14 protein-coding genes are annotated in these 15,852 nt (G+C 66.7%); 6 read left to right on the forward strand and 8 right to left on the reverse strand.

What is annotated here, in order from left to right; translation table 11 throughout:
- Positions 1 to 16: 16 nt before the first annotated feature.
- Positions 17 to 892: a LysR family transcriptional regulator gene (locus tag ABIE20_RS24230; protein ID WP_429507866.1), complete on the forward strand. Its 876-nt coding sequence runs from the start codon at positions 17 to 19 to the stop codon at positions 890 to 892.
- On the opposite strand, the gene ABIE20_RS24235 is transcribed toward ABIE20_RS24230, so the two are convergent.
- The 5 genes from ABIE20_RS24235 to ABIE20_RS24255 all read right to left on the reverse strand — a co-directional run bounded on the left by ABIE20_RS24235 (position 858) and on the right by ABIE20_RS24255 (position 6,337).
- Entirely contained in the window at positions 858 to 1,931 is a 1,074-nt protein-coding gene (locus tag ABIE20_RS24235) for an NAD(P)/FAD-dependent oxidoreductase (protein ID WP_429507868.1), read from the reverse strand. The genes ABIE20_RS24230 and ABIE20_RS24235 overlap by 35 nt on opposite strands.
- Complete coding sequence (locus ABIE20_RS24240) at positions 1,928 to 2,353, reverse strand: hypothetical protein (protein WP_429507933.1); 426 nt, start codon at positions 2,351 to 2,353, stop codon at positions 1,928 to 1,930. The genes ABIE20_RS24235 and ABIE20_RS24240 overlap by 4 nt, the downstream gene beginning before the upstream one ends.
- Positions 2,354 to 2,382: 29 nt before the next feature.
- Positions 2,383 to 5,043: a DUF4132 domain-containing protein gene (locus tag ABIE20_RS24245; protein WP_429507869.1), complete on the reverse strand. Its 2,661-nt coding sequence runs from the start codon at positions 5,041 to 5,043 to the stop codon at positions 2,383 to 2,385.
- Positions 5,044 to 5,046: 3 nt separating this feature from the next.
- On the reverse strand, positions 5,047 to 5,442 hold the full coding sequence (locus ABIE20_RS24250; RefSeq protein ID WP_429507870.1) for a hypothetical protein: 396 nt from the start codon (positions 5,440 to 5,442) through the stop codon (positions 5,047 to 5,049).
- Between the two features lie 82 nt (positions 5,443 to 5,524).
- Positions 5,525 to 6,337, reverse strand: a complete 813-nt coding sequence (locus ABIE20_RS24255) for an AraC family transcriptional regulator (protein WP_429507934.1) — start codon at positions 6,335 to 6,337, stop codon at positions 5,525 to 5,527.
- A 79-nt stretch (positions 6,338 to 6,416) separates the two neighbouring features.
- Between ABIE20_RS24255 and ABIE20_RS24260 the strand changes: the two genes are divergently transcribed.
- Positions 6,417 to 7,409, forward strand: coding sequence for a bile acid:sodium symporter family protein (locus ABIE20_RS24260; protein WP_429507871.1), 993 nt, complete (start codon positions 6,417 to 6,419; stop codon positions 7,407 to 7,409).
- Here ABIE20_RS24260 and ABIE20_RS24265 read toward each other — a convergent pair.
- The 3 genes from ABIE20_RS24265 to ABIE20_RS24275 form a co-directional block, all read right to left on the reverse strand.
- The gene (locus ABIE20_RS24265; RefSeq protein ID WP_429507872.1) at positions 7,390 to 8,307 is read right to left on the reverse strand and encodes a bestrophin family protein; all 918 of its coding nucleotides are present in this window, start codon (positions 8,305 to 8,307) and stop codon (positions 7,390 to 7,392) included. The genes ABIE20_RS24260 and ABIE20_RS24265 overlap by 20 nt on opposite strands.
- Before the next feature lie 97 nt (positions 8,308 to 8,404).
- A complete protein-coding gene (locus ABIE20_RS24270) occupies positions 8,405 to 9,124 on the reverse strand; it encodes a DUF899 domain-containing protein (RefSeq protein ID WP_429507874.1) in 720 nt (239 codons plus the stop codon).
- 185 nt (positions 9,125 to 9,309) lie between these two features.
- Positions 9,310 to 9,966 (reverse strand): HAD family hydrolase, encoded by a 657-nt coding sequence (locus tag ABIE20_RS24275; protein ID WP_429507876.1) that lies wholly within the window; start codon positions 9,964 to 9,966, stop codon positions 9,310 to 9,312.
- A 77-nt stretch (positions 9,967 to 10,043) separates the two neighbouring features.
- On the opposite strand from ABIE20_RS24275, the gene lexA reads away from it, so the two are divergent.
- The 4 genes from lexA to ABIE20_RS24295 are packed head-to-tail and all read left to right on the forward strand — an operon-like array spanning position 10,044 to position 15,780.
- Positions 10,044 to 10,661, forward strand: coding sequence for a transcriptional repressor LexA (gene lexA, locus ABIE20_RS24280; RefSeq protein ID WP_045194093.1), 618 nt, complete (start codon positions 10,044 to 10,046; stop codon positions 10,659 to 10,661).
- A complete protein-coding gene (gene imuA, locus ABIE20_RS24285) occupies positions 10,661 to 11,278 on the forward strand; it encodes a translesion DNA synthesis-associated protein ImuA (RefSeq protein ID WP_429507877.1) in 618 nt (205 codons plus the stop codon). Before lexA ends, imuA begins: the two co-directional genes overlap by 1 nt.
- Before the next feature lie 6 nt (positions 11,279 to 11,284).
- Positions 11,285 to 12,700 carry a Y-family DNA polymerase gene (locus tag ABIE20_RS24290; RefSeq protein ID WP_429507878.1) on the forward strand — a complete coding sequence of 472 codons (1,416 nt, stop codon included), beginning with the start codon at positions 11,285 to 11,287 and terminating at the stop codon, positions 12,698 to 12,700.
- Entirely contained in the window at positions 12,676 to 15,780 is a 3,105-nt protein-coding gene (locus ABIE20_RS24295; protein ID WP_429507880.1) for an error-prone DNA polymerase, read from the forward strand. The genes ABIE20_RS24290 and ABIE20_RS24295 overlap by 25 nt, the downstream gene beginning before the upstream one ends.
- The last annotated feature ends 72 nt before the right edge of the window (positions 15,781 to 15,852 follow it).

Genomic DNA, 15,852 nt, shown 5'->3' on the forward strand with positions numbered 1-15,852 from the left:
AAATTTGGGAGTCTGCATGATCCGACCGCACCTGCCCCTGAATGCCCTGCGTGCGTTCGAGGCTTCGGCCCGGCACTTGAGCTTTACCCGCGCAGCGATCGAGTTGTGCGTGACCCAGGCGGCGGTCAGCCATCAGGTCAAGAGCCTTGAAGCCCAGCTCAAGGTCACCCTGTTCAAGCGCCTGCCACGCGGCTTGATGCTCACCAATGAAGGCGAAACCTTGCTGCCGGTGCTGCGCGACTGCTTCGACCGCATCGCCCAGACCCTCGATTGCTTCGATGGCGGCCATTACCGCGAAGTACTGACCGTGGGCGCGGTGGGCACCTTTGCCGTTGGCTGGCTGCTGCCACGCCTGCCGGAGTTCCAGGCCCTGCACCCGTTTATCGATTTGCGCCTGTCGACCAACAACAACCGCGTCGATGTTGCCGCCGAAGGCCTGGACTATGCCATTCGTTTTGGCAGTGGCGCCTGGCATGGCATCGATGCGCAGCCCTTGCTGGAGGCGCCGCTGTCGGTGTTGTGCGTACCGTCGATTGCCGTGCAGTTGCACAGCCCCGCCGACCTGCTGCAACACACCCTGCTGCGCTCCTACCGCAGCGACGAGTGGGCCGAATGGTTCCAGGCCGCAGGCCTGCCGGGCGCAGTACAGCCTTCGCGGACCATGGTCTTCGATTCGTCGTTGGGGATGATGGAGGCAGCGCTGCAAGGCGCCGGCGTGGCCCTGGCGCCACCGCTGATGTTCGAGCGGTTGCTGGCCAGCGATGCCATTCGCCAGCCCTTTGACCTGAGTATTGGCACTGGCAGCTACTGGCTGACGCGCCTGCAGTCCAAAGCCGAAAGCCCGGCGATGGCGGCGTTCAAAGCCTGGCTGTTGAAGGCAGCGACAGGCTGAAACGCGAAGGCCGGCAGCCATGCAGCTCGGGCGCCAGCTGGCCGTCGATCAGCTCTTGCGTCACCAACCGGCCAACCACGGCCGCCAGGGTAACGCCCGAGTGCATCACCGCCAGGTACAGGCCACTGACCGTTGGCAAGGTACCGATGATGGGGATGCGATCATCCGGCATGGGCCGCCAGCCAACCTCGGTACTGATCAGCTCAAGGCCCTGGCCGCCGTGCAAGCTGTTGCGGATGGTGTTCAGCGCCCGCTGGGCAATGCCCTGGGGACCGTCTTCGCCGTCGGCGTCGAGGTAGTCTTCGGCGGCCAGGATCAGCTCCGGCGTCGGTTGGCGGATTTCCAGTTCACTGCTGGCGATCAGGGTATGTACCAGTTGCTGGTGTGCCCGCAAGCGGATCAGGATCGACGGCGACGGGTGCAGCGGCAAGCTGACGCCCAAGGGCTGCAGCAAGGCTTTGCACTCGGTGCCTGCCGCCACGACCAGGCGCTCGCAAGCAAGCCGTCCGCCAGCGGTGACAAGCGCCTCGACAGCGCCGTCCCGGCATTCAATCGCCAGCACCTGCGTGTCGCTGAGCACGCTGGCGCCGTTGGCCTGGGCGTGCTCCAGCAGCAAACGGGTCATCGCTAGCGGCTCGATCGAGCCTTCCTGCGGTGCAAACAGCGCTTGCTGGCGGGGCGCTTTGAAGTGCGGCTCAAGCTGTTGCACGCGAGCGGGGCCGATCAGCTCGACACCATCAGCGGGCGAGGGCGTGTCGCTGAACGACAGCGCGCCGATCCAGTTGATCGGCACCGTGCCCAGTTCGCCTTGCAGCCGGTGATACTCGGCAATCGCCAGATTGCGCAGTGCCGCGAATTCGCCAGGCTGAGGCGCCGTGGTGTTGATCCAGCCAAAGGCCCGCGAGGTGACTCCCAGGCCCGGCTGCCCCTTGTCGATCACGGTCACCTGGGCGTGCTTGCTCAGGTGATAGGCAATCGAGGCACCGACGATACCGGCGCCGATGACCACCACGTGCGGGCGCTCGGTTTCTGCTTTCATTGGCGATTCTCCGGCCAGGTGGCAGTCGGAAAGTAGCTTTCCATGCCCGGCTCCTTGTGCTCGACGCCGTCGCGCTGCCAGTAGCAGGTCAGGCGCGCGTAGTTGTCCAGGTCACCGTGGATCAGGCAGGTCGAGCGATGCCCGGGCCAGGTGAAACGCAGCACCTTGGCCTTGGCAATGGCCGCGACCTCGACCTGGCCGATGGCGGTGCGGGTCTTGCCGTCGAGGGTCGTTGTCAGCAACAACTGTCCGTCCACATAGCGCAGTGTGGCCCGGCCCGAATACGTGGCGCCGTTATCCGGCGCTTTGCCGATCAGCGCATAAGGCCCGACAACAAAGCCGTACAATGGGTCCGGATAGTCCTCGTCATCGGCCACGCAAACCGTGCCGACCAGCAACAAACTCAGCAGCAACAGCCTCATGGCGGACACGGGGCAATCCTTTTTCACGTTCACTTCAAAGCCAACTGCCGGGTAATGGTCGGGTCGCTGATCTTGTCGTCGTCAATCAGCAGCAAGGCCTTGGAGAGGATGATCGACAGCAGCGCGTCGCCCTCGAACGGCAGGTACTGCGGGGTGTTTTTCAGCCGCGCCTTGGCGTCGGGGACGATGCACAGGTACTGATCGTTGGGCAGCATGAGGATGTTGCCCGAGCCCAGGTGGATCTTGTAGCTGCGCAGCTTGCCGGTGACTTCCAGGAAGCGCCCGTGCAGGGTCCATTTGTCCTTCAGGCGGGTCATGCGCGGTAGCAGTTTTTCCAGCAGTTGCTTGCGCGTTTGCGCGGTGGCACCCAGCTCGCCGAACGAATGGTTGTGCCAGTAATCGCGGTAGCGGCCGTCCGGCCCGCCGTCGGCCCATAGCGGGTCGTTGGCCAGCGAGGCGACGCCGACGAACAGGTCGACGTCGCGCATCACTTCGCTGAGCACCAGCGGTGGCACCTGGTCCAGCGGCAAGGGCGCGGCGTCCTCGGCGTTGTCCCAGCGGTTCAACGCATATCCACCGCCACCGGCATGGGCGCTGCGCTGGGCGGCGTCGATGGGGTAGAAACGCACCTGGTCGGTGCTCAGGCGCAGAAAGGCTCCCGCCTCGTTGGTGTCGACGCCATAGTCGTCGCCCACACCCTCGATCCAGAACTCGGCACGCAGGCCCCAGGCCGGCAGTTCGCGGCTGGCTGGCGGGTAGGTGTCATCGACCATCAGGCGCAGCTTGTTGCGCCAGCCGCGGGCGGCGGCCAGGGCGTGGAACTGGTGCTGGCGCAGGATATGCGCGGCGAAGCGGTTGGAGTAGGTGGCGGTGGTACGTTCGGCTTCGGTCAGCAGGTAGACCTCGCGGTGGGCCTGCTTGAACGGCTGGGTGATCTGCAGCGCTTCGATGCGCTCGCGCCAGGCCAGGACCTCCTCCAGCGGGCGGCCAATCGGGTGCCAGAGGCGCACTTCGGCCTCGCTGGAAGGGCTGATGGTGCTGCCGTCGAGGGTTTGCAGGCAGCCTTCGTTGAACACCACGGCGTGTTGCTGGCCGCCGTCGCTGATTACCCAGATCAGCCGCCGCGCCAGGGTGCCGATCAGCGGATGGTCGAGGTAGCGCTCCTGCCATTGATCGTACGGCCAGTGCTTTTCCAGCAGGAACAGGCTGTCCAGGCGCTCGGCCTGGGCCGGCAGCATGGCGCCGATATCCTTGACCGCGCCTTGCAGCTCCTTGAGCTCGTCCTTGTAGTCGGCCTTGACCTTGGCCGGTACCGATTTTTGCGGCGTGCCGTCGGCGCGGAACCAATTCAGGCTGGCGGTCTTGCCATCGACTTTGAGCTCGGCGACAAAGGCGCCGTCATCAAAACGTTCGCGGCGCAGGCCGACCTGTTCCAGGCCATAGGTCGGCACGCCGAGCTCTTCGATCTGGTCACGGGGCAGCTGCAGGGCTTGGGCGGCGCTGGTGAAGGCTTTTTCGATTTCCTTCTGGGCGGTGCCGAACTTGACCCGCACCTTGAGCAGGGCCAGTTGCCCGACCGCTTCGCTGGTTGGGATCGACGACAGCGCGAACACCGCCGCGTTGCCGACCTTCGGCGCGCGCGGGCCGATGCCGCGCACCTTGCGGTAGGCGCTCAGGGCCAGGCGGGCAATGGCCCGGGTCAGTTCGCTGTCGGCCAGTGGCGCGCTCATCCACAACAGGCCGCGCAGCACCGTGGCGTTGCCATCGTGCATGCGCGCGCGGTCATCGGTGCTTTCCCAGCCGACGTTGAGCAATGCGCCGCAGCGCCCGGCATCGACCCGCGCAAACCAGCGCAGCAGTGCCGCCCGCAACGGCGCTTCGCCGACCTTGGCCAGTAGCGCCTGGGCGTTCTTCAGCCATTTTGCCGAGGGCCGCGCCGACGTTGCGGCAGCGGCCTGGCGCAACAGCGCCAGCCAGTCTTCGCGCACCTCGGGGCTCAGTTGTTCGAGGTCTTCCAGGGCCAGTTGGGTCCAGTGTTCGCACGGCGCCAACACCTGCCAGGCGCCGCTGCCCAGCAGCGGGTCGAGCTTGGCCAGCAGTTGTTCGCCGAAGTTGCCGTAGTGGCCCAGGTCGGCGCACTGGCTGCGCAGCATGATCAGCAGGTCACGCAGGTCAGTTGGCACTGTGCTGAAGTGTTGCGCGATGACCCAGTCGGCCACCGTCAGGGTCGGCAGGGTGCCGTAATAGGCAAAGCGGTAGCTGGTGAACCACTGCAGCACAGGCTCGGCCAACTGGCCGACGTCGGCGCCGTTTTCCATCAGCCAGGTCATCAGCGCCGGCAGTACGCCGTAGTCGAAAATGTGCGAGAAGGCATGGCCGGCACTGGCGGTGCTCAGCTCACCGTTGTAGGCCACCACCCGTTCGATCAGCGCCAGCACCAGGCGTGTGCGCAGCGCCGGGTCAGGGCTCAGGGCCATCACCGCCGGCAATTTGCCCAAGGCGAAGACCATGGCATCGGGGCGGCCGTGAATTTTTTGCAGCAGCGGCAGCAGCTCGCCGATCAGCTCATGCTCGTGGCGCAGTTCGGAGCCGGCCAGCAGCGGGTAGCCGTCCGGGCCGATGTGCTCGACCGGGCCCAGTTCGGTTTGCGCGCGGTCGTGGCGAAACGCCTGAAGTTGTTCCAGTGCCATGGTTCAGCCTCCTACCAACGGGGTCAGTTTGATGAAATTGACCACGCTGTCGTGGCGGATGGTCAGGACTTCGTCGAGGCTTTCGGCCTGACGCTCGTCGAGCAGGATGAAAAAGCCATTGCGCTCGAAGGCCTCGCAGGCGATGTCGACCTGCTTGCGCCAGTCGATGCTCGGCCGCTCGACGGCAGGCTCGCCATTGAGCGCGGCTTCCAGCGGTTCGGGGCTGACCAGGCGCTGGCGCCGGCTGTGGCCGGTTTCAGTGCTGCGCTGCAGGACTTCCTGATGGACCCGCTCGCGGATCAACTGGCGCACGGTGATGGTGTCGGTGGCAAAGTGCAGGGCGAAATCGTCAAAGACTTCGCCTGAGACCGACTCGTCGCGGACGGTGAGCGTTGCCATGGGAACTCCTTTTCTGGCAAGAGGCAAAACGGAATGGGCGCAAGAGTATCAGGCTGGTCGGCGGATTTCGACGTGCAGGCGCTCAACCATCACTGCCGTTGCGTGCGCGAAAGAACTCCCCCGGCGGCAGGCCGAACTGCTTGCCGAAGGCGGCGATAAACGCCGACAGTGATTCGTAGCCGCAGGCCAGGGCCACGTCGGTGACCCGCTCGCCGCGCTCAAGGGCCGGCAGGGCGCAGAGCAGGCGCATGCGCTGGCGCCAGAGGCGAAAGCTCAGGCCGGTTTCGCGCTGAAAACGCCGGCTCAGGGTTTTCTCCGACACGCCGGCTTGCCGCGCCCAGTCGGCCAGCCCGGTCGGCGAATCGGGCTGCGTCTGCAGGTGGCTGCACAGGGCGCGCAGGTCCGGGTCCAGTGGCAGCGGCAGCATCAGTTGCTGTTGTTCGGCACGGTCCAGCTGGTCGAGCAATACCTGCACCAGACGCCCGTCCGGGCCCTCGCTGTCGTACTCCACCGGCAGTTCGCTGAAGCTGCGGATCAGCTCGCGCAACAGCGGCTTGACCGCGACTACCCGACATTGCGGCTCACTCCAGCTCGGCGGTGCTTGCTCCAGGTACAGGCTGCGCAGGCAGGTGTCGTCAGCGCAACTGACCCGGTGCGGCACGTGCGCCGGCAGCCACACCGCGCGCTGCGGCGGCACCAGGTAGAAACCCTGGTCGGTGTGCACCTCCAGCACGCCGCGGATGGCATAGGACAACTGCCCCCACGGATGGCTATGGCGGTAGCCGAGCACCACGTTGGGCAGCGCCTGCACGTGGCCATACACCGGACGCGGCAGTGCGGTCAGCTGTTCCAGTGACTGCGGGGCGAAGGTGGGCGGTTGTCCTTTTGGCGACACTGGCGGGGCGCTGGCGTTAGTCAAGATCGGGCAAAGACCTTAACGTCTGCGGCGCCACAATAACAAGCCGGGAGCGGTCATGAAGTACCTGCGGATGCTGTTCGACAATTTCACCCTGGCGCTGCTCGGGGTCATCCTCATTGCCACGCTGTTGCCTTGCGAAGGCAGCGGCGCCGTGCTGTTCGGCTGGCTGACCAACCTGGCCATCGGCCTGTTGTTCTTTTTGCATGGCGCCAAGCTCTCGCGCGAGGCGGTCGCTGCCGGTGCCGGGCACTGGCGCCTGCACCTGCTGGTGTTTGCCTGCACCTTCGGGATGTTCCCACTGCTGGGCATGCTGCTCAAGCCGCTGTTGCTGCCGCTGGTGGGCGATGAGCTGTACCTGGGGGTGCTGTACCTGTGCGCTTTGCCAGCCACGGTGCAGTCGGCCATTGCCTTTACTTCCCTGGCCCGCGGCAACGTGCCGGCGGCGATCTGCAGCGCGGCGGCGTCGAGTTTGCTCGGCATCGTGTTGACGCCTTTGCTGGTGGTGCTGCTGATGGGCGTTGAAGGTGACAGCGGTTCGAGCCTGGATGCCGTGCTGAAAATCGTTGTGCAACTGCTGGTGCCGTTTGTGGCCGGGCAACTGGCGCGGCGCTGGATCGGCGCCTGGGTGGCGCGCAATGCCCGTTGGCTGAAGAGTGTCGACCAGGGTTCGATCCTGCTGGTGGTCTATACCGCCTTCAGCGATGCGGTGGTCAGCGGCCTGTGGCATGCAGTACCTGCGTCGCGCCTGATGGGCCTGGCGCTGGCCTGCTGCCTGCTGCTGGCGCTGGTGCTGGGGCTGACCAGCGCGCTGGGGCGCTGGCTGGGCTTCAACCTCGAAGACCGCATCACCATTTTGTTTGCCGGCTCGAAAAAAAGCATGGCCACCGGCGTGCCGATGGCCCAGGTGCTGTTCGTCGGCGGCGGCATCGGCGCAATGATCCTGCCGCTGATGCTGTTCCACCAGATCCAGCTGATGGTCTGCGCGGTATTGGCCCAGCGCTATGCCGCGCGCACTGAAGAACCGACGCTTACAACAGAACCCCTTTGACCGGTTGCAGTTGTGCCGGCGCCGCTTCATCGGCCAGCTCGCGCACGGCGATTTCCAGGTTGCGGCACATGGCGTCCAGGGCCAGGTCGTTGGGCTGGGTGTCGAACGGGTCGGCGATCTGGTCACCCAGGGCATCCAGGCCGAAGAAGGTATAGGCCAGCACGCACACGGCAAACGGTGTGAACCAGCCGATGCTGTCGACCAGGCAGAACGGCAGCAAGAAACAGTAGACGTGGACGATGCGGTGCAGCATGAGGATGTAAGGGTAGGGGATGGGCGTGTTCTTGATCCGCTCGCAGCCCCCCAGCACGTACGACAGCCGGTTGAGCTGCTGGTCGAGGTTGGCCTGGATCACCTCGCCGGCACCGGCGTCGCGGGCCTGGGCCATGAAGCGCTGGCCGAGCAGGCCGAGCAGGCGGCTGGCGGGCGCGTCGCTGCTGGCCAGGGCGGTGCGCGTCGGGGTGTCGAGCAGGCGCTGGCGGTCGGCGCAGGCCGGGGTGCCGCGCAACTGGTCACGCAGCACATAGGCGAAAGCAATCAAGGGGTCGAGCAGGGCGCGGCGCTGGCTGGCGTCGAGGTCGGGCAGCAGGCTCAGGGTCTGGCGGGTCAGGTTGCGGCTGACGATCAGCAGTTCGCCCCACAGCGTGCGCGCTTCCCAGAAGCGCTGGTAGGCCACGGTGTTGCGAAAGCCGAGGAAGATCGCCAGGGTCAGGCCCCAGAGGGTAAAGGGCGTGGCGGTGAGGATGACCTTGTACTCGAACAGGGTACCGTGGGTGGCCACCACCGCCGAACTGATCAGCACCGTGTACAGCACCTTGCGCCAGATCGCCGGGATGATCGAGCCCTTGAGCGAAAACAGCAGGACGCGGATGGAGGGTTTTTGTGGCTGGATGATCATCAAGGCAGGACCTGTACAGTAACGCGAGTATTGACGCGCGCTACTGTAGGGCAAAGCCTGTCCGGGATACAGCCCGAAAGGGCTTGCCGGCGCTGTACTACTCGTGGCAACAATGGGGTGGTTGGGCGACGTCTTCATAACGGTCATGATGGCGCACCCAATCCATGGTGCCTTCCTCGTTGCGGCCCTTGGGCATCAGGTCGAGAAAATTGTAGGTACCGACCAGAATGTCCAGCCCGCGGGCGTAGCTTGAGTAGGTGTGGAACAGCGTGCCGCCGGCATCGCGGTAGAACACGCTAAGGCCCGGCAGCTCGGTTTCTTCGCCCGAATACGGCTCATAGTTGTATTGGTCGCTGCCCTTGGCGCCGACGCCGAAGTCCTGGTTGAAGCTACTGGCGTGGGACGAGACCCAGGGGAACTTCCAGCCCATGCGTTGCTTGAAGGCCTGGAACTGGGCATAGGGTGCGCGCGACACCGCCACCAGCGACACGTCGTGATGGGCCAGGTGCAGGTTGGCGCCGTCGAAATGATCGGCCAGAAACGAACAGCCCGGGCAGCCTTCATCCCAGCCTTCGCCGAACATGAAGTGATAGACCAGCAACTGGCTGCGGCCGGCGAACAGGTCGCCAAGGCTCAGGCGGCCTTGGGCGCCTTCGAAGCGATAGTCCTGGTCGACCCGCACCCAGGGCAGGGCGCGGCGGGCCTTGCTCAGTTCATCGCGCTGGTGGGTCAGGGCCTTTTCATGCAGCAACAGCTGGCGGCGGGCGCTGAGCCATTCGCTGCGCGAGACCACCTGGGGGTTTTGATGGTTGTCCATGGGTACGGCTCCGCTGGGGGAATGTACTCATGGTCGATTGCCAGCCGGGAGATTCGACAGGTATGAGGGCAGGGGCGATGAACGGTGGTGAATTCATCGCCGGCAAGGCCGGTTCCCACAGAGATCCTGCATACCCCGCAACCCTGTGGGAGCTGGCCTTGCCAGCGATGGGCGCGCCGCAGTCTTCAGCCGGACATCCGCCCGATCAACGCCCACAAGCGCTCATCGTCGAAATCCTTCACCACCAACTGCGCACCGGCTTCCAGCAAGGCTTCAGGCCGCTGGCTGGTCGACAACCCGACGGTGAATATCCCCGCGCCGCTGGCCGCCTTCACCCCCGGTACCGAGTCCTCGAACGCCAGCGAATGCGTCGCCCGCGCCTGCAGGCGCTCAAGGCCGGTGAGGTAGGGCAGCGGGTCGGGCTTGGCCCGGGGCAGTTCTTCGGCCACCAGCACATGCTCGAAGCGTTGCTCCAGGCCCATGGCGCCAAGCATGTGCACGGCGTTGGCCCGTGGCGCGTTGGTGACCACGGCAACGCCGATGTGCTGGCGTTCGGCATGTTCAAGCAAACGCAGCAGGCCGGCGGTGGGCTGCAAGGTCGGCGACAGTGCGCGAAAGCGCGCCTCTTTGCGCTCGGCGAACAGCTGGTGCTCGCTCACCGGCCGGTCCGGGAACAAGTAACGGCACAGGTCGGCATTGGCCCGGCCGCTGACGTGGGCATCGAATTCGGCTTCGGTGAACACCCGGCCTTCTTCGAGCAACAGCTGTTGCATGGCCAGCAGGTGGAGTTTGTCGGTATCGGTCAGGGTACCGTCGAGGTCGAACAACAGGGCATCAAGCATGGTCGGCTTCCGCTGCGGTGGCCGGCCATGATAACCGGATCAGCGGGGCTGGTCAGATGCACAGGAAAAGAGTACAAATGTACTCCATGAATAAACTATCGCCCAAACGCCGCGCTATTCTCGATTTCATTCGACAGCGCATCGCCGATCAGGCCCAGCCGCCAAGCCTGGCCGATATTGCCACGGCCTTCGGTTTTGCCTCGCGCAGTGTCGCGCGCAAGCACATCCAGGCGCTGACCGAGGCTGGTTTCATCGAGGTCACCCCCAACCAGGCCCGTGGCATCCGCCTGGCCGGTGCCTTGCGCCGCCCCGAGGTGCTGGAGATCCCGGTGCTCGGCCAGGTCGCCGCCGGCCGGCCGATCGGCCCCGACGTGGATATCCACGAGCAACTGATGCTCGATTCACACCTGTTCAGCCGCTCCCCGGACTACCTGCTCAAGGTGCGCGGCGACTCGATGATCGACGCCGGCATCCTCGACGGCGACCTGGTCGGCATCAAGCAGCAGGCCGAGGCCCGTGACGGGCAGATCATCGTCGCGCGCCTGGACGGCGAGGTGACCATCAAGCGCTTCGAACGCGCCGGCGGGCATTACCGGCTGCTGCCGCGCAACCCGGCGTATGCCCCCATCGAGGTCGGCCCGGAGCACGACTTTGTCATCGAAGGGGTGTTCTGCGGCCTGGTGAGGCGCGGCTGATGGGTGCGGTGGTCAGCCTCGACGGCCTGCTCGACCAGCAACGGGTCTGGAAGGGTCGCCCGCAGGCCTTGCCCCAGGGACTGCAGCCCACTGGCCATGCCGTTCTGGACACGGCGCTGCCCGGTGGCGGCTGGCCGCCCGGGGCGCTGACCGAGCTGCTGCTGGCGGCCGAAGGCTGTGGCGAGCTGCAATTGTTGTGGCCGAGCCTGGCGCGCCTGACCCAGGCCGGCGAGCGGGTGGTGCTGATTGCGCCGCCGTTCATTCCCTACCCACCGGCCTGGCAGGCGGCCGGGGTCGACCTGCAGTGGCTGGCGGTGGTTCAGGCCACTGCCGGCGAGGTGCTCTGGGCTGCCGAGCAGTGTTTGCGCTCGGGCAGTTGCGGCGCGGTGCTGTGCTGGCCGCACAAGGCCGATGATCGCGCCTTGCGCCGCTTGCAGGTCGCGGCCGAAAGCGGCCAGACCCTGGCCTTTGCCTGTCGCCCGCAACAGGCCGCGCTCAACCCGTCACCGGCGGCGCTGCGCATTGCCGTCGATGCCCAGCCGGCCCAATGGCGGGTACTCAAGTGCCGCGGCGGCCTGGCTCCGGCCACGCCCATTGCCTGCCCCGGGCGAGGCTGATGGATCATGCTCTGGGCCTGTATCCTGCTGCCGCAGCTGGCGCTCGACGCCGTGCTGCGCGCCCGCGACGACGCCGACACGCCATTGGTGCTGCTCAGCGGCCCGGCCCAGCGCCGGGTCTTGCAGGCGGTCAACCCGCCAGCCGCCGCCCTGGGCCTGCGCGCCGGGCAGGCGCTGACCACCGCCCAGGCCCTGGCCGGCCGTTTTACCTGCATCGAGCACGACCCGGCGGCCATCGAGCAATTGCAGCAGTTTCTGGCCGCCTGGGCCTATCGCTTCAGCTCCCAGGTCAGCTTGCATTACCCGCGGGTGCTGTTGCTCGAAGTCGAGTCCAGCCTCGGCCTGTTCGGGCCCTGGCCGGCCTTTGAGGCGCGGCTGCGCGCAGAGCTCAAGGCGCTGGGGTTTCGTCACCGTATCGTCCTGGCCAGCAACCCGGTGGCGGCGCGCATGCTTGCCAATGTCCACGACGGCCTGGCCCTGGCGTGCCCGCAGCAAACCCGTGCGGCGCTGGAGCAGATACCCATCGACCGCGTCGGCCTGCCCGCCGAGGCTGCCAACGCCTTGGCGCGCATGGGCCTGCGCCAGCTCGGCCAGGTCCTGGCCTTGCCCCGTGACGCCCTGGCCCGGCGCTTTGCCGCGCCGGTGCAACTGCACCTGGATCGCCTGCTCGGGCGCCGGCCCATGGCCCTGGAATTCTATTTGCCGCCGGACCGCTTCGATGCGCGCCTGGAGCTGAACTTCGATGTCGAATCCCATCAGGCCCTGCTGTTCCCCCTGCGCCGGCTGATCAACGACCTTGCCGCCTTCCTCGCCGGGCGCGACAGCGGCGTGCAGCGCTTTGCCCTGCACCTGGAGCACGCCGAAGGGCCTGATACCTGCGTGCCGGTCGGCCTGCTGGCGGCCGAGCGTGATCCGTCGATGTTGTTCGAGCTGGCCCGTGGCCGCCTTGAGCAACTGCAGAGTGCCGCACCGGTGCGCAACCTGCGCCTGCTGGCCGAAGACCTGCCGGCCTTCGTGCCGCAGCGCGCCGAACTGTTCGACCCGCGCCCACAGCAAAACCAGCCCTGGGAGCAACTGCGTGAACGCTTGCGCGCGCGGCTGGGCGACGAAGCGGTGTGCGGGCTTGCGGCCCAGGCCGATCACCGCCCCGAGTGCGCCTGGCAGGCGGGCGACGGGCGGCGCCAGGCGCTGGCGCTGCCAGGTGCGCCACGCCCGGGCTGGCTGCTGGCCGAGCCCCAGGCCTTGCCCGGCCTCGGCGTGCAGTTGCTGACCGGCGCCGAGCGCATCGAATCCGGCTGGTGGGACGGCGGCGATGTGCGCCGCGATTACTACCGGGTGCGTACCGCCAGCGGCTTGCACGGCTGGGCCTACCGCACCCTCGGTGAAGACGGCCGCTTGTGGCTGCAGGGCTGGTTCGCATGAACACACCGGGTTACGCCGAGCTGCACTGCCTGTCCAACTTCAGCTTCCAGCGTGGCGCCTCCAGTGCCCAGGAGCTGTTCCAGCGCGCCCGCCAGCAGGGCTACCAGGCCCTGGCGATCACCGACGAGTGCACCCTGGCCGGCATCGTCCGCGCCTGGCAGGCAGCCAGGGCGGCGGGCCTGGCGCTGATCGTCGGCAGCGAAGTGCGCCTGCACGACGGCCCCAAGCTGGTGCTGCTGGCCGAGAACCTTGGCGGCTACCAGCACCTGTGCAAGCTCATCACCCTGGGCCGGCGACGGGCGAAGAAGGGCGAGTACCAGTTGCTGCGCGAAGACTTCGCCACGCCCCTGGACGGCCTGCTGGCGCTGTGGGTGCCGGACGGCAGTGAGGCTGACCCGGCCAGCGGCCACTGGTTGCGCGAGGTGTTCGCCGAGCGTCTGTGGCTGGCGGTCGAGCTGCACCGTGGCGCCGATGACCCGCGGCGCCTGCAACAGCTGCTGGCCCTGGCCGAGCACCTCGATATTCCGGCCGTGGCCAGCGGTGATGTGCACATGCATGCCCGTGGTCGTCGTGCCCTGCAGGACAGCATGACCGCCATCCGCCATCACTGCAGCGTGGCCGAGGCCGGCCAGCGCCTGTTCGCCAATGGCGAACGGCACCTGCGCCCGCTGGCGCAACTGGCCGAGCTGTACCCGCCGGCATTGCTCGAAGAAAGCCTGCGCATTGCCGCGCGTTGCCAGTTCGACCTGGGCCAGTTGCGCTACCAGTACCCTCGCGAACTGGTACCCGAAGGCCAGACGGCCAGCGCCTGGCTGCGCCATCTGTGCGAGCGCGGCCACCGTGAGCGCTGGCCCGGGGGCATCGGCGACAAGGCGCGCCAGTCCCTGGAGCACGAGCTGGAGCTGATTGCCGAGCTCAACTACGAAAGCTATTTTCTTACCGTCCACGACATCGTCAACTTCGCCCGGGGCCAGGGCATTCTCTGCCAGGGGCGCGGCTCGGCGGCCAATTCGGTGGTGTGTTTCGTGCTCGGCATCACCGAGCTCGACCCGATGAAAAGCCACCTGCTGTTCGAGCGCTTCTTGTCCCGCGAGCGCGACGAGCCGCCGGACATCGACGTCGACTTCGAACACGACCGCCGCGAAGAAGTCCTGCAGTACGTGTTCCGCCGCTACGGTCGCCATCGCGCGGCGCTCACCGCCGTGGCCAGTACCTACCACGCTGCCGGTGCAGTGCGCGATATCGCCCGGGTGCTGGGCTTGCCGGTGCAGCAGATCAACGCCCTGGCCGATTGCTGCGGGCGCTGGAGCGACCGCCTGCCACCACCGGAGCAACTGCGCGAAGCCGGTTTCGACCCCGACAGCCCGTTGCTGCGCCGGGTGCTGGCGTTGACCGGCGAGCTGATCGGCTTTCCCCGCCACCTGTCCCAACACCCGGGCGGATTCGTGATTTCCGAGCAGCCGCTGGACAGCCTGGTGCCGGTGGAAAACGCCGCCATGGATGATCGCACGGTGATCCAGTGGGACAAGGACGACCTCGACCTGGTCGGCCTGCTCAAGGTCGATATTCTTGCCCTGGGCATGCTCAGCGCCTTGCGCCGCTGTTTCGACCTGCTGTATCGCCACCGTGGTCGCCAGCTGACCCTGGCGAGCATCCCGGCCGACTGCGCGGCGACCTACGAAATGATCGGCCGCGCCGACACCGTCGGCGTGTTCCAGATCGAGTCGCGGGCGCAGATGGCCATGCTGCCGCGGCTCAAGCCGAAGAATTTCTACGACCTGGTGATCGAGGTGGCTATCGTTCGCCCCGGGCCGATCCAGGGCGATATGGTTCACCCGTACCTGCGCAGGCGCCAGGGGCTTGAGCCGGTTAGCTATCCGTCCGATGCGCTGAAGCAGGTCTTCGAACGCACCCTGGGCGTGCCGTTGTTCCAGGAACAGGTGATGGAACTGGCGATGGTCGCCGGTGGTTATTCGGCCGGCGAGGCCGACCAGCTGCGTCGGGCCATGGCCGCCTGGAAGCGCCACGGCGGCCTGGAACCGCACCGCGAACGGCTGACCCAGGGCATGCTCGACAACGGCTACAGCGCAGAATTTGCCGAGCGCATCTTCGAGCAGATCAAGGGCTTTGGCAGCTATGGCTTCCCCGAGTCCCACGCCGCCAGCTTCGCCTTGCTGACCTACGCCAGTTGCTGGCTCAAGTGCCATGAGCCGGCGATCTTTGCCTGCGCGCTGATCAACAGCTGGCCCATGGGTTTCTACAGCCCCGACCAGATCTTGCAGGACGCCCGCCGTCATCACCTCGAGATCCGCCCGGTGGATGTCTGCCACAGCGACTGGGATTGCAGCCTGGAGCCGGGGGCAGGGGACGCCCTGGCCATTCGCCTGGGCCTGCGCCAGGTGCGCGGCTTTCGCCAGCAGGACGCCTTGCGCATCGAACAGGCGCGGGCCGAGTGTGGTTGGCGCGATGTCAGTGATTTGTGCCAGCGGGCGCAGCTGGATGCCCGCGCCCGTGAGCTGCTGGCCGATGCCGGAGCCTTGCGTGGCCTGGCCAGCGACCGTTACCGGGCGCGCTGGAGCGTGGCCGCGGTGCAGGCGCAGCTGCCGTTGTTCGCCGGTATCGAGGCACCGGTGGAAGCGCCGGTGGATTTACCGCAACCGTCGCTGAGCGAGGACATGTTTGCCGACTACGCCAGTGTCGGCACCACCCTCGGACCGCACCCGCTGACCTTGCTGCGCCGCCGCCTCAATGCCCTGGGGTGCCGCAGCTCGCAGGCGCTGGAGCAGGCCGAACACAACGATCGGGTCAGCGTGGCGGGGCTGGTGACCGGGCGCCAACGGCCGGGGACCGCCAGCGGGGTGACCTTCGTCACCCTTGAAGACGAGTTCGGCAACGTCAACGTGGTGGTCTGGCGCGACCTGGCCGAGCGCCAGCGGCGGGTGCTGGTGGGCGCGCAACTGATGCGGGTGACTGGCAAGCTGGAGTGCGAGAGCGGGGTACGTCACCTGATCGCCCAGCGCCTGGAGGATCTGAGTCCGCTGTTGCAGGGGCTGGATGTGCGGAGCCGGGATTTCCATTGATTGGGGCTGCTACGCAGCCCATCGCCGGCAACGCCAGCTCCCACAGGGGATCGGTGGGGAGCTGGCTTGCCA

Source organism: Pseudomonas sp. 2835 (assembly GCF_050435905.1).
GTDB lineage: Bacteria > Pseudomonadota > Gammaproteobacteria > Pseudomonadales > Pseudomonadaceae > Aquipseudomonas.

Coding starts and splice junctions, on each gene's coding strand:
- ABIE20_RS24230 (WP_429507866.1), top strand. CDS start 17: ATGATCCGACCGCACCTGCCCCTGAATGCCCTGCGTGCGTTCGAGGCT.
- ABIE20_RS24235 (WP_429507868.1), bottom strand. CDS start 1,931: ATGAAAGCAGAAACCGAGCGCCCGCACGTGGTGGTCATCGGCGCCGGT.
- ABIE20_RS24240 (WP_429507933.1), bottom strand. CDS start 2,353: ATGAGGCTGTTGCTGCTGAGTTTGTTGCTGGTCGGCACGGTTTGCGTG.
- ABIE20_RS24245 (WP_429507869.1), bottom strand. CDS start 5,043: ATGGCACTGGAACAACTTCAGGCGTTTCGCCACGACCGCGCGCAAACC.
- ABIE20_RS24250 (WP_429507870.1), bottom strand. CDS start 5,442: ATGGCAACGCTCACCGTCCGCGACGAGTCGGTCTCAGGCGAAGTCTTT.
- ABIE20_RS24260 (WP_429507871.1), top strand. CDS start 6,417: ATGAAGTACCTGCGGATGCTGTTCGACAATTTCACCCTGGCGCTGCTC.
- ABIE20_RS24265 (WP_429507872.1), bottom strand. CDS start 8,307: ATGATCATCCAGCCACAAAAACCCTCCATCCGCGTCCTGCTGTTTTCG.
- ABIE20_RS24270 (WP_429507874.1), bottom strand. CDS start 9,124: ATGGACAACCATCAAAACCCCCAGGTGGTCTCGCGCAGCGAATGGCTC.
- ABIE20_RS24275 (WP_429507876.1), bottom strand. CDS start 9,966: ATGCTTGATGCCCTGTTGTTCGACCTCGACGGTACCCTGACCGATACC.
- lexA (WP_045194093.1), top strand. CDS start 10,044: ATGTACTCCATGAATAAACTATCGCCCAAACGCCGCGCTATTCTCGAT.
- imuA (WP_429507877.1), top strand. CDS start 10,661: ATGGGTGCGGTGGTCAGCCTCGACGGCCTGCTCGACCAGCAACGGGTC.
- ABIE20_RS24290 (WP_429507878.1), top strand. CDS start 11,285: ATGCTCTGGGCCTGTATCCTGCTGCCGCAGCTGGCGCTCGACGCCGTG.